Source organism: Aquisphaera insulae (assembly GCF_011064615.1).
Classification (GTDB): domain Bacteria; phylum Planctomycetota; class Planctomycetia; order Isosphaerales; family Isosphaeraceae; genus Aquisphaera; species Aquisphaera insulae.
Genome location: NZ_JAALJH010000023.1, coordinates 15,144 through 33,047, shown reverse-complemented (window position 1 = coordinate 33,047; position 17,904 = coordinate 15,144). Strand labels below are relative to the sequence as shown.

The 17,904-nt window shown below is 69.3% G+C and carries 11 protein-coding genes; 7 read left to right on the top strand and 4 right to left on the bottom strand.

Annotation, left to right across the window (positions count from 1 at the left end):
• Positions 1-176: 176 nt before the first annotated feature.
• Positions 177-1,439 carry a DUF362 domain-containing protein gene (locus G6O54_RS14640; protein WP_165226388.1) on the bottom strand — a complete coding sequence of 421 codons (1,263 nt, stop codon included), beginning with the start codon at positions 1,437-1,439 and terminating at the stop codon, positions 177-179.
• Between the two features lie 101 nt (positions 1,440-1,540).
• Between G6O54_RS14640 and G6O54_RS14635 the strand changes: the two genes are divergently transcribed.
• On the top strand, positions 1,541-4,111 hold the full coding sequence (locus tag G6O54_RS14635) for a ComEC/Rec2 family competence protein (RefSeq protein ID WP_165226387.1): 2,571 nt from the start codon (positions 1,541-1,543) through the stop codon (positions 4,109-4,111).
• Positions 4,112-4,253: 142 nt separating this feature from the next.
• Here G6O54_RS14635 and G6O54_RS14630 read toward each other — a convergent pair whose 3' ends face one another.
• Positions 4,254-6,809, bottom strand: coding sequence for a right-handed parallel beta-helix repeat-containing protein (locus tag G6O54_RS14630; protein WP_165226386.1), 2,556 nt, complete (start codon positions 6,807-6,809; stop codon positions 4,254-4,256).
• Between the two features lie 740 nt (positions 6,810-7,549).
• On the opposite strand from G6O54_RS14630, the gene G6O54_RS14625 reads away from it, so the two are divergent.
• Positions 7,550-8,587 (top strand): alpha/beta hydrolase, encoded by a 1,038-nt coding sequence (locus tag G6O54_RS14625; RefSeq protein WP_165226385.1) that lies wholly within the window; start codon positions 7,550-7,552, stop codon positions 8,585-8,587.
• 6 nt (positions 8,588-8,593) lie between these two features.
• On the opposite strand, the gene acpS is transcribed toward G6O54_RS14625, so the two are convergent.
• A complete protein-coding gene (acpS, locus tag G6O54_RS14620) occupies positions 8,594-9,019 on the bottom strand; it encodes a holo-ACP synthase (RefSeq protein WP_165226384.1) in 426 nt (141 codons plus the stop codon).
• A gap of 79 nt (positions 9,020-9,098) precedes the next feature.
• Positions 9,099-11,258, bottom strand: coding sequence for a PAS domain S-box protein (locus G6O54_RS14615; protein WP_165226383.1), 2,160 nt, complete (start codon positions 11,256-11,258; stop codon positions 9,099-9,101).
• Positions 11,259-11,523: 265 nt separating this feature from the next.
• Here G6O54_RS14615 and G6O54_RS14610 point away from each other — a divergent pair, with 265 nt between their 5' ends.
• The 5 genes from G6O54_RS14610 (at position 11,524) to G6O54_RS14590 (ending at position 17,765) form a co-directional block, all read left to right on the top strand.
• Positions 11,524-13,806, top strand: a complete 2,283-nt coding sequence (locus tag G6O54_RS14610) for an ATP-dependent helicase (protein WP_165226382.1) — start codon at positions 11,524-11,526, stop codon at positions 13,804-13,806.
• A 178-nt stretch (positions 13,807-13,984) separates the two neighbouring features.
• Entirely contained in the window at positions 13,985-14,716 is a 732-nt protein-coding gene (locus G6O54_RS14605) for a pyridoxine 5'-phosphate synthase (protein ID WP_165226381.1), read from the top strand.
• A gap of 202 nt (positions 14,717-14,918) precedes the next feature.
• On the top strand, positions 14,919-15,821 hold the full coding sequence (dapA, locus tag G6O54_RS14600; protein ID WP_250846897.1) for a 4-hydroxy-tetrahydrodipicolinate synthase: 903 nt from the start codon (positions 14,919-14,921) through the stop codon (positions 15,819-15,821).
• A gap of 383 nt (positions 15,822-16,204) precedes the next feature.
• Positions 16,205-16,618, top strand: coding sequence for an ArsR/SmtB family transcription factor (locus tag G6O54_RS14595; RefSeq protein WP_165226380.1), 414 nt, complete (start codon positions 16,205-16,207; stop codon positions 16,616-16,618).
• 424 nt (positions 16,619-17,042) lie between these two features.
• Complete coding sequence (locus G6O54_RS14590; RefSeq protein ID WP_250846896.1) at positions 17,043-17,765, top strand: OmpH/Skp family outer membrane protein; 723 nt, start codon at positions 17,043-17,045, stop codon at positions 17,763-17,765.
• The last annotated feature ends 139 nt before the right edge of the window (positions 17,766-17,904 follow it).

The window sequence follows — 17,904 nt, the reverse complement described above, 5'->3', positions numbered from 1 at the left end:
CGTTCCGGTTCAAGTTACCTCGCGGGGACGGTCCCTCGCGGTCGGACCGGCCGATTCCGCGTGCGGAGGACGAACTTCCGGCGCTGGGTGCTTGCCCTCGATCACGAACTCAACCAGAATGGCGGAAAGGCCCGGGAGGGCGGCTCGGCGGAGGGATCCGCCCCTTTCCATTCAGCTCATGCGTCGATGACGATATGCTCGATCGAGAATCGACGGCCGCGGGGCGACTTGTAGTCGAAGTGGCCCAGGCCGAGCGCGCCGGCCAGCGCGATGTGCTGGGGCTGGCGGACGTCGAAGCCCTCCGTCCCCAGGGGATTGGCCGCGAGCAGGCCGCAGGCGGCGACCTTCGGGAGCTTCTCCTTCTCACGCTTCGCGTCGACGATGTCCCACTCCACGTGATCGAGCGCGACCGGATCCGTCGCCAGCAGGAGCGCGTTGTTCTCCCAGGTCCACTTCCCCTTGTCGTTCTCCCAGGCGAACGGCCCACCCTGGTAGACGGCGCGGATGCCGTCCATGACCTGGAGGACGAATTTCGAGCGGATCGTCGGGTGGCTGACGACCTGGGGGATGAACTGGTTGCAGACGTTCGTCGCGCTGTTGGTGTGCGACCGCGCCACGTTGTTCACCGAGCCGTGGCTCATGTTCTTGAGGGCGCCGGTGACGCCGGCCGAGCCGTGGTCCTTCATCACCGGGATCGCCACGATCTTGTTCACGACCTTCGTCACGAGCTTGCCGAGGTGTGAGCGATACTTCCGATCGTCCTTCGGGTCGTCGCCATAGGGGACCAGGTCCATCCAGACGAAGGCGTCGGGGTCATAGCCGGCGATCGGATCGGCGCGGAAGCTCGGGTAGTCGAGCTGGAACTGGTCCCCGCCCTCGGCGGTCAGCCCGCCGCCGCGGACGTCCGCGGGGAGGATCTTGTCGTAGCCGGCGGCGAGGAACTCATCCCGATAGCGATCGTACACGAACATGTCGCGCGGCTTCACCCCGGCCGACTTCAGCCCCTCGATGATCTCCAGGACCAGCTCGAACGACGAATGGGCATACGGCTGCCCGTTGGGGACGACCTTGATGCCGACGACGTCGCCGGGCTCGAAGAACGTCCGCCAGGCATCGACCGCCGTGGGGGCACCGGTCAGGCGTGCCAGGCCCTTCTCCAGCGTCGCCTTGATGGCCGCGCGGTCCTTGACGCCGCCGCGGATCATCCCCGGATTGCGGGCCTCCACGACCCGGCCCGGATGAAGCCCGGGCGCGCCGAACTTGCTCGCCGCCCCGGGGCCGGCCCCGACATGGCTCGGCGTGGCGCGGATCCGGCCATCGTTCGGCCCGTCCGCGGCCAGGATCGGTGCGGCGGGGAGCGCGGAGATCACGGGCAGAGAGGCCGCCGCCGCCAGGAACCCGCGCCGCTTGACGCCGCCGCAGGGATAACGATGATCCATGAGCTGGAAAACCTCGGGCCGGGGATGGAGCTGGGCCGAAATCGCCGGCTCATTATGTCAGAATCGAGAGTCCCGGCCTACCCCGGGAACGAGGTGGACCCATGCCGGTTCCAACTCCAGGTCGATCCCCCGACGACGGGGCCCCCCGCCCGTCCCCGGTTCGTTTCCCTCCGCTGGTCCCGCTGCTCGTCGCCGCGCTGGCCGGGATCATCCTCGATCGCGCCTGGGGAGGATTCGGGACTCGCCCCTGGGTCGACGTCGGCTTCGGGGCCCTGTCGGTGTGCGTGCTCGGCCTGAGCTCGCACCGCGCGTCGTTCGCCGCGGCCCTCGTGGCGACGTCCTGTTTCGGTGCCGCCTGGCATCATCATCGCTGGAACGGCCGTGCCCCGGATGATATCGGCCTCGCGGCCGACGACACGCCCCGGCCGGCCTGGATTCGCGGCGTGATCACCGACGTCGCGGGCCGACAACGCTCCGAGCCTCATGGCGGCGGTGAGCCCGACCGCGAGATCACCCGGATGGTGATCGCCGCGACTCAGATCTCCGACGGCAGCCGCTGGAGGCCCGCGTCGGGGAGCGTGGCCCTCTCGGTGGCCGGCGACCGGACCGACCTCCACGCCGGGGAGCCCGTGGAAGCGGCGGGCTCGCTGAGCCGGGTCGAGGGGCCTCTCAATCCTGGCGAATTCGACCATCGCGCCTTGCTGCGATCCAGGGGGATCGACGCGCGACTCTTCGTGGATAGCCCGGGCGCCCTGTCCATCGATCGGAAGAACGAGCCCTGGCCCTGGACCCTCCGCCTGGCCCGCATCCGCGACGCTTGCCGCTCCGAGCTGGAGTCGCACCTCGACGGTCCGACCGCGGCACTGGCCTCGGCGCTGATCCTGGGGCGGCGTGAGGACATCGATCCGGAGGACCAGGACGCCTTCACGCTGACCGGCACGACCCACCTCCTGGCCATCTCCGGCCTGCAATTGCAGGCGCTGGCGTGGTTCCTTGGCAGGCTGCTCCGGCTCTGCTCGGTGCCGAGGCTTCCCGCCTACGGGGCCGTCGGCGTGGCGACGGTCGGCTATGCCGTGCTCGTGGGGCTCGCTCCCTCGGTGGTCCGCTCGGCCGCCATGACCCTGGCCTTCTGCCTCGCGGGCGTCGCGGGCCGGTCCGCGCGGCCCGCCAACACCCTGGCCCTGGCGGGCCTGCTCTGCCTCCTCTGGAGTCCCTTCTACGCCTTCGACGTGGGCTGTCAGCTCTCCTTCCTGGCGATCGCCGCGTTGATCTGGGTGGTCCGGCCGGCTCAGGAGCTCGCGACGACCTGCTGGGGTCGTCTCTCCGCCCGGATCGGCGGCAAGCCGACGGCGATCGAGGCGCTCGAGCGCAGATTCCAGCCTCGATGGCGAGCCTGGCCTCGCTTGCTCGTGGTCGGAGCCGTCAAGGGGATGATCCTCTCGGCCGTCGTCTGGCTGGCGGCGGTCCCGCTGGTGGCATTTCGCTTCCACCTCGTCGCACCGATCGGGATCCTCTTGAATGTCCCCCTGATCCCGTTGACCACCGTCGCGCTCCTCCTGGGCGCCTCCGGGCTCGGCCTCGGCCTGATCTGGAGCCCCCTGGGAGCGATCCTGATCCGACCCGCGGAGTGGCTCTTGAGGCTGACGGAGTGGATCGTGCGATGGGGAGCCTCGCTACCCTGGGGGCATCGTTTCGTCGCCGGTCCGACGGCCTGGTCGGTCGCATTGTTTTACGTCCTGATCACGCTGGCCATCGTCGCCGGGACGACGTCGGTCATCATCCCCGCAAGGCGGCGAAGGAGCGTCGGGGCGATCCTGCTGGCGGCCGTTTCGGTGCTGATCCCCGGCTGGCTCCTCGCCGGGATCCGCCTCGATCCGCCGCCGTTCGAGGGGGACGTCCTGGCGGTCGGCCACGGCCTGGCGGTGTCGGTACGCCTCGCGGACGGCACGGCGATCCTCTATGACTGCGGCCGGATGGGTGATCCGAAGGTCGGCCGGCGGATCATCGCCCCCGCGCTCTGGATCCGGGGCATCACGCGGATCGACCAGGTCTTCCTGAGCCATGCCGACCTCGATCACTACAACGGCCTTCCCGACCTCCTCGAGCGATTCGCCGTCGGCGAGGTCCTCGTCCCTCCCGGCTTCGGCGGGGCGGCCAATCCGGGAGCCCTGGCGTTACTCGACGACCTGAAGGCGCGGAGGATTCCCATCCGCGTCCTGACCGCGCCGACGTCGTGGCGACGTGCCGGTGTGGTATTCACGGTCCTCCACCCGCCGACCGACTTTCCGATGGAGTCGTCCGACAACGCGCGGAGCCTGGTCCTCGATCTCGAGCACGCCGGCCGTCGGATCTTGCTCACGGGCGATCTCGACGCGGAGGGCACGGCCGCCTTGCTGGACTCGCCGCGGCCCGACCCGCCCCCGGACATCTTCCTGTCGCCGCACCACGGCGGAAAGACGGCAAATACGCCAATGCTCTACACATGGGCCAGGCCCAAAACCGTCATGGTGAGCCAGCGCATGCCGACGCAGGGAACCAGGGACGCCCTCACGCCGATCGAGCGAAATGGCATTCCATTCCTCCGCACCTGGCAGCGAGGTGCCATCCACGTCGAGTGGCGACCGGATTGCGTCGAGGCGAGAGGGTTTCTCGATCGACGTGACCGGCCTTGAAGCGGATACGCCACCCGAGTTTCTTTTGTCCACAAGCAAGGAAGTACGGTGTCTCCGGAGGTCAAACCCGGCCGGCCCGGGGAGGCCGAGTTGCCCCCGGGCCGGCATCGAGTTCGCCACGGCGAATCGCCGTCGAGAGGCCTCAGCTCTCGGATTCGTGGTAAGTCCCCCAAACATCATTCCCCATCGTGGAAGCCCGGTTCTTCCGATAGCTGACCAGGCGCAGCACGCCGATCGGGTCGTTCAGGAAAGCGATCCCGCCGCCGAATCCACTGGCAGCCGGGCCCTGCGGGACAGCCTGGCCGATCGCGAGATTGCCGTTCACCTCGGTCGCGGTCAGGGTCATCGCCGGGACGTAGGGCGTGCCGGTCTGGCCGATCTCGTGCTCGTGGACGATGGCCCCGCCATAGGCCGTCCCGTCGGTGGCCACGGCCTGGTTGTGCAAGAAGCGCGAGCCCACGTCCGTCAGGACGTTGCCGCCGTTGAAGACGGCACCGCCCGAGGCGACGCTGTCACCGCTGGCCACCGCCTGGTTTTGCTTGAAGATCACACCGGTGAAATGGGTGTTGGTCTGGTAGTCGTAGTCGGGGGGGCTGGCGATGGGGCTGGCGAAGATCGCGCCCCCCTTCGCGTCGCGGCCGCTGCCGGCATTTGAGCCGCGAGCCAGGTTGGTCAGGAACGACCCGCCGCGCACGGTCAGGTCGCCGTTCTCGGCGTAGATCGCCCCGCCGAGGCCCTGGCCATTGTAGGAGCCACCGTTTCCCGCGCCGGCCGCCGTCCCGCCGAGGGCCTGGTTGCTCAGGAAGCTGCACGCGTCGAATTCGGTCGTGGGATGCTGGCCCACGATGTAGACCGCGCCGCCCTTGCCCGTCCCGGCGTAACCCGAGCCCGTGTCGGCTCCGCCGATCGCCGCGTTGGACTGGAATCGCACGCCGACGACCACGGTGTTCGGCGAGTTGATCATGAAGGCGCCGCCCGAGCCCTCGCGATAGGACGCGTTCCTGGCGTCCTTGCCGCCGATGGCCTGGTTGGAGCGGAACTGACCTCCGACGATCGTTGTATGACTTTCCTCGGCGCCGAAGGGCGTCGCGAGTGCCCCTCCGGAGGCGAGGGTCTCGGTCCCGCCGACGGCCCTGTTGGAGGTCCAGTTGGAGCGGAGGATGTCGATCCCGAGCTTGCCGCTCAGGTCGGCGGCTCCGCCCTGGGCACCTCCGCCGGCGTGGATGTCGGCGAGCACACCCTTGCCGGGCTCTCCGCCCTGGACACTGTTGCCGCTGAACGTCGTGTCCCGGAAGAGGACCGGCTCGACATACGGGTCGGTGCCGGCGCCCCCTCGGCCGTTATTCACGTAGACTCCGCCGCCATAGGCCCAGCCGCCGGCACCGGCGTACGACGAGCCGTCCGCGGGCGAGTCCGATCCCTGGCCGCCCAGGGCGAGGCTATGGACGATCCGGGAATTGAGGATCGTCACGCTGTGCCCCTTCTCGGAGAAGACAGCCCCTCCCTTGACGACGCCTCCCCAACCGACCTGGAGGCCCAGGCCCGCAGGATTCGGGCCCGCGCCTCCGCCCGTCGCCGAATTCCCATCGAGCACGGAGTTATTGATCAGGAGGGCGATGTTTCCTACGGCCAGAACGGCGCCCCCCTGCGCCTCGCCACCCTGGCCACCCGGCATGGCACCGCCGGTCATCTGCACGTCCGGCGTGCCGGCATTTCCCCCGAGGGCGGCGTTGCCCTGGAAGGTGCAGCGGAGGACCGAGAAGTCGAGGACGGGAGAGGCGTCGGTCCCGCCCTCCACCAGGATGGCTCCCGCGCCGGCCACCCCGCCGTCGCCGACCTCCGGAGAGGCCGCTGCCTGGGCGAGAGACCCATCGAGCCCCTTGCCACCGATCGCCCGATTGCTGACGAACCGCGTTCCCGAGGCGCTGACCGGGGATCCCATTGCATAGATGGCCCCGCCTCCCCCCGAACCTCCAAGGCTGGAAGGCCATTTCGTCATGACGCTCAGCGAATCTCCGCCCTTCGCGACGTTGCCTTCGAAGGAGCAACCGCGGATCGTCAGCGGGGATTCATTGACGAAGACGGCACCGCCCGCCGCCCGGCCCGACTGCATGAGGGACGTGTTGCCGCCGCCGACGGCGGCGTCCCGGCGGAAGACGCAGTTCGCGATGCCGACGGTCCCCGAGTCGGCGAACACGGCGCCACCGAAGGCTGGGGCCACGAAGTTGCCGTCCAGGCTCTCCGTCCCGGCGACGGCCTGATCGGACTGGAACGTGCAGTTGTTCAGGACCAGATCGGAACCCGAGGCCAGGATGGCCCCGCCGGCATAGCCATAGAGGTCGTCGAAGGACGCCCGGCCGTCCCGAAAGGTGAGGCCGCTCAGCGTCGCCTTCGCACCCTCGATCCGCAGAATCCGTGAACCCTGGTCGGCATCCAGGGTCTGTCGGGTGCCCTGAATGGTCAGGGCTTTCGTCACGTCGATCTCGCCGCCCGTGAGATGGAGTGTCGCACCTCGAAGCGACTTGGCGAACGTGATGACGTCGCCTGCCGAGGCACGTCCCACCGCGTCTCGCAGCGACCCCGCGGCCCCGTCGATGGGGCTCGTGACCACGATCGTGGTCAGCAACTCGCGGGTCTCCAGGGCTTCCAGCGCAAACGGGCGGGTACGACGCCCAGGGGCTCCACGTCGCTTGATCATGTTGGCCTCGACCGTAAATTCGGCCAGACCGCGTCACGACGGCGTCGGGAGAGATACGCACTTCCTCGGGCGTTGGCGTCGCGTCGGTGGCCGCTCCAGGTGCACGACCTGCCAGGTCGTTTTCAATCTCTTGCTTGTAACCATAGAACACACGCCCCTTGATTGAGATCTTCTTCGGCGGGGGGCAGGCCATCGACGGCCACAGGTTGACGGGACAAGGCTCGCGTAACACCAACCTCGATTCCTCAGTGCAGCAGGACCCAAGGAGAACACGAGTTCCGCCGACACGATCCTTTGTTCCCCTGGGTCCCGAGTCGGCCGCATACCCGGTCACGCAGTCCACGACCTCGTCAAACCACAACCTCGAGTGTTCGAAGTGGACCGTCGCCCCTTGCCACTGAGAAGCTCCGCGTCGGCCGATCTGAGGAATCGTAGCCAGGCCCCGCCCATCCTTATCGGATGGCCGCTCGCGGACATCGGTGCTCCGTACTTCCTCCTGACACCGCGGAAAGACGGCCAATCCCGCCACACCGTACGCCCGGACCGTTCTTCGGGCCGTCGTGGTCGGCCGGCGGCGGCGTCAGCTCGGAGTCGCCGACGCGCCGCAGACTCGCGGGAGCCTGAAAAAACGACATGCCCCGAACACGGGCTCGCGGCGCGGTACATTTCGAAGTCTCCAGCGGCCGACCCCTCTCGGCGGGGCTTCGTCGATCCGCCGGAAGCGATGAAGCCTCAGCCGGATGAATGACGAGATCCAGACGACCACGGCGACGGCCGCCGTGAGGAGCTTGACGACGATGGATGACATCCCATCACTCGCGAACCTGCACGGGCTGGCGATCGGCGCCGGCGGCTTCCTGCTCGGGCTCGCGGCCTGCGCCTTGATGGCCATCATCGAATACGGTGCCTGGGCGCTGGTCGTCCCGCCGCGGGTCAAGGCGACGGATCATCTCGATAAGTCGACCGACCCGGAGCGAGGCCACATCGCCATCAAGGCCGACGACGGCACGCGTCTCTCGGCCCGATGGCATCCGATCACCAATGAGCGACCCACGGGCCGGATCGCGGTCCTGATCCACGGGTTCGCGGAAGCGGCGAGGGAGGTCCAGGCCATCCGGGTCGCTGCGCTCAACGCGGCGGGCTGGGAGGTCGCCGCGATCGACCTCCGCGGATACGGCCAGAGCGACGGGGCGTATGCCTCGTTCGGCGGGCGGGAAGGCCGCGACGTCGTCCGCTGGCTCGACGCGCTGGCGCGGATGGTCCCGCGAGACGATCCGGCCGACGCCTTCGATCCGATCCTCTGGGGGCGTTCCATGGGGGCCGCGATCGCGATCCGGGCCGCGGCCGAGGATCCGCGCATCCGGGCGGTCGTGCTCGAGTCCCCGATGGTGGACCTGAACGACGCCATGCGCGTCTGGTTCCGCTCGCGACGATTCCCGGGGTCGTGGCTGCTCGCCCGGCTCGTCACGATGCGTGCCGCTCGGATCGCCAGGGTCTCCCTGACGCGGCCCCGGCCGATCAGGCTGGCAGGACGCGTGAATTGCCCGGTGCTGATCCTTCATGGCCAGGCCGATCGACTGGTCTCAACCCCCGCCGCACGGCGGCTCGCCGCGGCCTTTCCGACGCCCGCCCGAGTCGTCGAGGTCCCCGAGGCGGGCCATGTGGACGTCGTCGCGGTGGGCGGCGAGGCCCTGCTCAACGACGTCGTCTCGTTCCTGGACTCCGCGATGGCACGGGCGGGGCAAGAACGCGACGGGCAACCGGCTCGGGCGACCTGACTCGCCTCATTCGGCGGGATCCGGATCCTCGGTGGTGAGCCGGCCGGGACGGCCGGCCAGCGCGATGGCGTGGGCCGTGGCGTAGGTCCGGCAGTGGGACAGGGAGACGAGGATGTCGCCGATCCCGCGCTCGATCGCGACTTCCCGCGCGGCGCCTCGGACCATGACGCGGGCATGGCCGTCGTCGCCGGTGCGGACCTCGATGTCGGTCCAGGAGATCCCCCGGATCCAGGCCGAGCCGAGGGCCTTGAGGATGGCCTCCTTGGCGGCCCATCGCCCGGCGAAGTGCTCGATCGCATGTTTTCGCGACTGGCAGAAGCGGACCTCACGCTCGGTGTAGACCCGCCTCAGGAAGAGCTCGCCGTACTGTTCGATCATCTTGCCGATGCGCGGGCATTCGACGATGTTCGTGCCGATCCCCAGGATCTCCATCGCCGACTCCCTCCGCCACCCGACCTTGCATCCGCCTCGACGGCGCCACTCTTCCGGCGAGGTGCTCGCCAATGCCAGTCTACGACGACCTGGCGCCGTGTCCAGCGCCGGCGGCCGGTTCGCTCGCCTCGCCGACTCGCCGCACGGTGACCACGGCCCCGCCTCCGGTCACGGCCAGCGGCCGGGCCTCGATTGGGAATCCCGTGCCGTCCACCCCGCGACTCATCACCCGAGTGGTCGCCGGCGAGTCGACGCGGAAGCCCGGCAGGAACTCCTCGAGTCGACGCCCGGACAACTCCGACGCCGGCAGTCCGAGGAGTGGCTCCGCCCGGTCATTCGCCATCGCGATCAGGCCCGCTTCATCCACGAGGAGGACGGCCTCGGGGTGAGTCCGCACCAGGGTTTCGAGCCAGGCGTACCGCCGCCGCCGGTCGCCGATCTCCGAGATCACCGCCGTGACGAAGGTCCCCTCCTCGGTCTCGAACGGGCTCAGCCCGAGCTCCAGGGGGATTTCCGCCCCATCCTTCGTCAGGCCGAGGACCTCGCGCCCCCGGCCCGGCCTCGACTCGCGGCTGCCGAGGAATTCCGCGCGCCGGGCCGGGTGTTCGTCCCGGAACCGGGCCGGGATCAGGCCTTCCACCATCCGTCCCAGGAGCTCGTCGCGCCGATAGCCGAAGATCCGCTCGAACTCGCGATTCACCTGCACCACGCGGCCGTCCATATCGACGATCGCGACGCCCATGGGGGAGGTTTCGACGATGGCCATCAGCCGGCGCTCCAGGTTCTTCCTCCCGGTGATGTCCCGGGCCACGGCGAACACCAGGTCCTCGTCCGGGACGGTCTTGGCGTTCCATTCGAACCAAAGATACTCGCCGCGATGGTCGCGGTAGCGGTTCTCGAAGCGGACGACCGGCTTCCCCTCGACGAGCTTGGCCATCTGCTCGCGGGTCCGCTCCAGGTCCTCGGGATGGACGTAGTCGAGGAAGGGCCGCGACAGGATCTCCTCGCTCTTGTGGCCGAGCACCCTCGAAAAATTGTCGTTGATCCGCGTGAAATAGCCGTCCAGGGTCGCCAGGCAGAACAGGTCGGGGGAGAGCTCGAAGAACCGGGCCATCTCCCGCTCCGGCCGGCGAAGGACGTGGAGCAGGTACGAGGTCATCTCGGCGGCGACGTCGCGCGCATCCTTGGGCCGTCGCGAGCGGTCCGGCTCGAGGCAGACGGCGGCCAGGTTGGCGATCGGGCAATCGGCCTTCGCGGCGCCAAGCCTCACGGACATCGTCTTCAGGTACTCGATGGCGAACGCATCGATCTCCGCGGGGCTGACCAGGGCGGCGGGCCGGAGCGGCTCGCCGGTCAGGATCTCGAACAGGATGGCGCCCAGGCTGAAGACGTCGGCCCGCTCGTCCTGATCGGGATCCCCGCGAGCCTGCTCCGGCGCCATGTACTGGAGCGTCCCGAGCAGTTCCCCGGCGAGCGTCAGCGAGCTGTCGGCGTGCCGGCCCGCGTCGGCGCGAGCCCCTCGCCGTCCCCCGGCCGCCACGGTCATCTCCGAGGCCAGCGGGAGGTCGCCCACCGGCGAGCCCCCTTCGTGAGGCACGCGCTTTCCGTCCAGCACCCGGGCCACGCCCCAGTCCAGCACGTAGACCGTCCCGAAGTCGCCGATGAGGACGTTCTCGGGCTTGAGGTCGCGGTGGACGACGCCCCGGGCGTGCGCGTAGGCGATGGTCTGGCAGAGCTGCCCGAAGATCGTCAGCAGCCGCGGGCGATCCGCGGCCCGGTCCGATGAGGACTTGAGCACGCGGGCCAGGGTTTCTCCCACCACGAGCTGCATGCTGAAGAACGGCCGGGCGTCGTCGATCGCGCCGATGCAGAAGACCGGCGGGACGCCGGGATGCTGCAATCGCGCCGTGATCGCCGCCTCGCGCCGGAGCCGAAGCCGCAGCTCTTCATCCGCCAGGTGCTCGGGGCGCAACGCCTTGATCGCCACGTCGCGGCCCAGGGTCTCGTCCCGGGCCACCAGGATCGTCCCCATCGATCCCTCGGCATAGGGGGACGCCGCACCGTCGAACGAGTAGGTGGAGAGTGCGTGGACGAGGGGACTCGAGTGGGAATCCCTCGACGCGCCGTCACCCGCGGGGCTGGGACGCGTCAGGAGCGGATCGATGACCGTCCGATCGGTCGCGAGCTTCGCCCTGGCGGCGACATCCTCATCAGCGTCGTCGGGGGAGCCATCTGACATGGTGAATCCATCCCTCGGACAGCGGCTCGCGTTTCGACGAGCTCCGGCGGAGCGCGAGACATGACCCTGATCGATCAGGATAAGCCATTCATCCCGGACATTCCAGGACGTCCCGCGGCGATGGCGAGCAAACCCGCCCCGGACGAGCCGGGTCGTCGGACTCCTCCGTGGTCGATATAATGGAGCCTGTCAATCCGCCGGACGACCCGCGGCGACGGGCGTGACGGCGGCTCTCGCGGCCTGCCCAGGGATGAACAGACTCGACATGGACCTCCTCTCCGACCTCACGCCCGACCAGCGGGCCGCCGTGACCCACATCGATGGCCCCTTGCTGGTCCTCGCCGGCGCGGGGTCCGGCAAGACGCGGGTGATCACCCGGCGGGTGGCCCACCTGATGGAGTCCGGGATCGCGGCCGAGAATATCCTCGCGATCACGTTCACCAACAAGGCCGCCGGCGAGATGCGCGAGCGGATCGAGGCCATCGCGCCCGGCGCCAGGCTCTGGGTCGGCACGTTCCACGGGTTCTGCGCCCGGCTCCTGCGGATCCACGCCAAGCTCGCGGGGATCGACCCGGGGTTCACCATCTACGACCAGTCCGATCGCCTCCGCGCCGTCAAGGACGTCCTCGAGCAGCTCGCCGGGGACGACGCCAAGGTCACGCCGGAACGCGTCGAGGCCATCATCAGCCGCGCCAAGAATGACCTGGTCAGCCCGCAGGTCCTCCGCCGACGCGCCCGCGACGAGGCCGACGCGCTCGCGGCGAAGGCCTTCGCCGCCTATGAAGAGAAGCTCCGCGCCTGCTCGGCGGTTGACTTCGACGACCTCCTGGTCCACGTGGTCACCATCCTCAAGGAACATCCGGACGTCCGCGCCGGCCTGGACCGCCGGTATCGGTATGTCCTGGTGGATGAGTACCAGGACACCAATCTTGCCCAGTACGCCATCGTCCGGGCCCTCTCGGTCGACCACCCCAACCTGTGCGTCACCGGCGACCCCGACCAGTCGATCTACGGCTGGCGCGGCGCCAACCTCTCCAACATCCTCGAATTCGAGCAGGACTATCCCGGCTGCCGAGTCGTGAAGCTGGAGCGGAATTACCGGAGCACCAAAAACATCCTCAGCGCCGCCGACCAGTTGATCCGGCACAACCTCGCTCGCAAGCCCAAGTCGCTCTTGACCGAGAACCCGCGGGGCGCGCCGGTGAACCTGACGATCCTGGCCCGCGAGACCGACGAGGCCGACGCGGTCGCCTCGCGGATCGCCGCGATCGTCCGCGAGGGGGAGTACAACTATTCCGACGTGGCCGTCTTCTGCCGGATGACCGCGCTGACCCGCCCCATCGAGCAGGCGCTCCGGTCGGCTCGGATCCCCTATCAGATCGTGGGCGGCGTCTCCTTCTACGAGCGTCAGGAAGTCAAGGACATCCTCTCCTACCTCAGCCTCATGGCCAACCCGAAGGACGACCTGGCCTTCGCCCGGGTCGTGAACGTCCCGGCCAGGGGCCTCGGCAAGACGTCGCTCGACCACCTGGTGAAGGCCGCGCGGGACCGGGGCATCCCGCTCCTGGCCATGGCGAAGTTGGCGGACCAGGCGGAGGGCCTGAAGGACAAGGCCGTCCGGGGCTTCCGGGAATTCTCCCGGCTCATCGAGGAGCTGACCTCGCTCTGCGACCATCCCGCGGAGGAGGTCATCCGGCAGGTCCTGGAACGCACCCGCTATCCCGAGTACCTGGCCGAGAATTCCGAGAACAAGGGGGAAGATCGGCTCGCCAACCTGGACGAGCTGGTCTCCGCGGCCCACGAGTTCGAGCTCGAGCATCCCGGCTCCCACGTCCACGACTTCCTCGCCGAGATCACCCTGGCCTCGGCGATCGATCGCTGGGACGAGCAGACCGGGGCCGTGACGCTCATGACGCTGCACGCGGCGAAGGGCCTGGAATTCCCGGTCGTCTTCATCGTGGCGCTGGAAGAGGGGCTGCTGCCGCATTCGCGGGCCAACACCAACGACAAGGAGCTGGAGGAGGAGCGGCGGCTCCTCTTCGTGGGCATCACCCGCGCCCGCCGCGAGCTCTATCTCAGCCGCTGCCGGATCCGGACGTTCCGCGGCCAGCAGCAGGCCACGTTCCCCTCGAGGTTCCTGGAGGAGCTCCCGCTCGGGGAGATGGAGTTGCACGATCAATCCGGCATCTCCGACCCCGAATATCCGGCCTCTCGCGGGAGCGCCTCGGGGGCCTGGGGCCGGCGGCCGCCCCCGCCCGGCGTCCCTCGCCATCAGCAGCCCGGCGGATTCCGCCTGACGACGGCGTCGCAGCTATCCGGCGCGGGGCCCTCCGGGTCGCAGGCCGATCTCGATGCCTTCCGTCCCGGCATCACGGTGATCCATCCCGAGTTCGGCATGGGTCGGATCACGGCCGTCGAGGGGGCGGGGCCCAAACGCAAGGGGACGGTGGCGTTCGCCACCGGCCAGTCCCGGACGTTCATCCTGGCCCTCTCCCCGCTCAAACCGCTGGTCCGACCGGGTGGTGCAGGGCCGCCCCGGTCGACCTGATCGGTCGGCCTCGGGACGGAGGCCCCCCTGCCCGGCCGTTTTTCGGCGGACCGGGGGCGAATTCGTCGCGCGAACACGCTATAAGTATATGGACCCGCATCGCGGGCGAGGGCGGCCCGCGACAGCCCCGGCGCGGGCCGAGAGGCGGCCAGGTGTGGCCCCGGAGAATGTAGAGAAGATGGTCCGGCTGGGAGTGAACATCGATCATGTCGCCACGCTGCGACAGGCGCGCGGCGGGAAGGAGCCCGATCCCGTCTGGGCCGCGGCGCTGGCCGAGCTGGGTGGCGCCGACGGGATCACGATCCACGTCCGCGAGGACCGCAGGCACATCCAGGACCGGGATCTCCGGCTCCTCCGCGAGACGGTCCAGGTCCGGCTCAACCTGGAGCTGGCCGCCGCGGACGAGATCGTCGACCTGGCGCTGGAGGTCCGCCCCGACCAGGTCACCCTGGTCCCGGAGCGCCGCGAGGAGCTGACCACGGAGGGGGGGCTCGACGTCCTGGCCCACCGCGAGCGGATCCGCCGGGCCGCGGCCCGCTGCCACGACGCCGGGATCGAGGTCGCCCTCTTCCTGGATCCGGAGCCCGCCCAGCTCGAGGCCGCCCTGGACCTGAAGATCCAGGCCGTGGAGCTCCACACCGGTCGGTACGCCAATAGCCCGGAAGGGACAGCCCGCGATCGCGAGCTCCTCGCCCTCCGCGAGGGTGCAGCCATCATCGGCTCGGGCGGCGTCGAGCTCCATGCCGGGCATGGGCTGAATTATCGGAACGTCCTGCCCGTCGCGGAGCTTCCCCGCATGTGCGAGCTCAACATCGGCCACAGCATCGTCTCACGCGCCCTCTTCGCGGGGATGGAGCGCGCGGTCCGCGAGATGCTCGCGGCGATGCGCGGGGAGCCCCCCGGCCTGTGACGATTCGGCCGGGGTGATGCGAGTTCTTATCAACAAACCGTGATCGGGATCTTCCATCGGGGTCGGGCAATTCCTTAAATTATACAAGACGCATGCTGCGAGACGGGTCGACCTGTGATCAATCGACCCTGATCATCGAGCGGTCGATCCGATGGACATCGACCGGCCCTCCGGGGCGAGCGGCGGCGGCGGGGAAAGTGGCATGGCGACGAAGGGCCGGATTTTCGCGGGCTGCACGGTAGCCCTCATCACGCCGTTCCGGGACGGCAAGGTCGACGAGCCCGCGCTCAGGGAGCTCGTGGAGTGGCACGTCCAGCAAGGGACGCCGACGATCAGCCCCGTCGGGACCACCGGAGAGGCCCCCACGCTCTCGCACGACGAGCACGAGCGGGTGATCGCCGTCGTCGTAGAAACGGCGGCCGGGCGGGCCAAGGTCCTGCCCGGGACCGGGTCGAATTCGACCTCCGAGGCGATCCGCCTGACGAAATTCGCCGCCCGGGCCGGTGCCGACGGCGCCTTGCTCGTCGCCCCCTACTACAACCGGCCCAGTCAGGAGGGCCTTTTCCGGCATTTCGCGGCCGTCGCCGAGGCCACGGACCTGCCGCAGGTGCTCTACAACATCCCCGGCCGGACCGGGCGCAACATGGAGCCGGAGACGGTGGAGCGGCTCTGCCGCCTGGCGCCGATCGTCGGCATCAAGGAGGCGGCCGGGTCGCTCGACCAGGTGAGCGAGCTCCTCGGGAGGACCGACCTGACCGTCCTCTCCGGGGACGACAGCCTGACCCTGCCGATGCTCGCGGTCGGGGCGGAGGGCGTGATCTCGGTCGTCGCCAACCTGGTCCCGCGCGACGTCATGAGCCTGATCGCCGCATTCCGCGAGGGCCGCCTCGATGAGGCCCGGCGGGCCCACGCCCGCCTCTTCCCGCTCTGCAAGGACCTCCTCGGCCTGGCGCCCAACCCGGTCCCCCTCAAGGCCGCCTTCTCGATTCTCGGCCGGGGCCGCGGCGAGCTCCGGCTCCCGCTCTGCCCGCTCGACGGCCCGCCCCTGGAGACGCTGCGGTCGGCGCTCGATCGCTACGGACTCCCGACCGATGCCCAACGCTGAGTTCCCGAATCAATGATGACATCATGTTACAACAGATACTCCATCAGGGCCACCGTCCCCGCGAGAGGCTTGACAGGCCGTCGCCGTCTCCCTAGTGTTCAGCGGAGGCACGCGTTCGCCGCGGCACGCACGCCGGATAGATAAGGCCCTCGCCCGAGGCCCGCAGGCCGATCAAGCGCCCAGCCTCGCAATCCATCAGCCAGGCCAAGAGATCAACCCGCGTCCCAGGCCGTCCTCGCACCGCAAGGTCCGCGAACGACGGCCAGCCGTCCCTCGAACTTCAATCCCGTTCCATCATCTCCGATCCGAGGTGCGATTTCCCCGCCCCCCCCACCGGGCAAGATCCTCCGACGACGGAATCTCTAACCCGAAGGAATTCATTCATGGCTCGCAAAGACCCGAAGTCGGTCCCGACCACGAACGGTCAGTCGCATGACGGCCAACCCGAAGTCTCCGACCAGTCGATCCGGGAGCTGGCACAGGTCTTCAAGCTCCTCAGCGACGAGACCCGACTCCGGATCCTCTTCTACCTGGCGCTCTCCGAGAATCGCGAGCTCCACGTGACGGACCTCTGCAACCGCCTGGGCCAGAGCCAGCCCGCGGTCAGCCACCATCTCGCCCTGCTCCGCGTCTCCGGCCTGATCGAGTCCCGCCGCGAGGGCAAGCACAACTATTACAGCGTCCGGACCGAGCACTTCGGCGACCTCCTCCTCAGCCTCTTCGCCGCCGCCGGCGAGGTCCCTCGGAACAAGAAGTACAAGTTCCACGACTTCGTCCTCGCCTACAACGGCGCGTGATCCCGCGGTCCTCCGGCCACGATTTCCGCGCCGTCCCTCGCGGCCATCCGGGTCCCCTCCCCCCTCCCGCCCGGCGGGAGAGGGCTGAGGAGGCCCCCGGAAGAGCCCCGCCCGCCAGCCGGCCCGGTCGCCCCTCGCTCTCCCGCCCCCCGCCCCCGCCCCCCTTCTCCGCGCGGTTCGCCTTGACCGCCGATTACCTTCCGCGCAGAATGCCGCCCTGAATGGACCCGGCCCGGGGTCTCGGTCAGGGCGTCTCCACGAGGGTTGCTCGTCCGACAGATCGTGCCGCGACCCTCTCGGGCGACCGAGTCCCTCTTGCGGGCGGGACCGGCGTGGGCGGTAGCTACGGATCACCAGCGGTAGAAAAGGAGTTGTACCGATGGTCATTGCTTCGCGTGCGATCATGGCAATGGGAGCTGGTGCGATGGGGCTCTGCCTCCTGGTCGGGCCATCCCTCGGCCAGCAGGCTCAGGATCCCGCGGTCCGTCGGTCCGCGAACACGACGCCGGCCGCCACCCCCGCGCCCGCGGCGCCGGTGCCGGCGGTGATCGGGACCATCGACATGGACGAGGTCTTCAAGAGCTACGAGAAGGTCAAGGTCTCGAGCGAGGAGTTCAAGTCCGCCGCGCTGGCCCGCAAGGCGGACCTCCAGAAGCTCCAGGCCGAGGCCGCGGGCGAGGCCGAGCAGCTCCAGAAGCTGATCCCCGGCACCGAGGACTTCAAGAAGCACGAGAATCGCGTCACCGAGCTGAAGGCCAGGTTCGAAGCCGGCCGCGAGCTGGCCGAGCGCGACTTCGCCGGCCGCGAGGCCGAGGCCATGGCCACGCTCTACAAGGAAGTCCAGGCGATGGTGGCCCGCGTCGCCCAGTGGCGCAAGCTCACCTACGTCGTGAAGATCTCCAACCAGCCGGTCCTCGGCAGCAACCCCAACTCCGTCATGGCCGCCATGGCCAACACGATGGTCTACGCCGATCCCCGCAACGATATCACCAAGGACGTGGTGTACAACCTGAACCGGATGTACAAGGCCACCGGAGGCGCCGCGGCCAAGCCGGCCGCCGCAGCCGCCGCGACCACGCCGGCCGCCACCACGGCCCCCGCCCCGGCCGCCGCCGGTGCCGCCGCCCAGCCGGAAGGCGGTAACTGAGCCCGATCCCATCGGTCGAGTCGAATCCAGGGTCGTCCGGCATCTCCACGTCGATCGGGCGGCCCCAATCTCCCTGCACGGTCTCGCGGCCCCTCCCGTCTCGGAGGAGTCGCGGGGGCCGGAGCCGGACGCGGTCCGC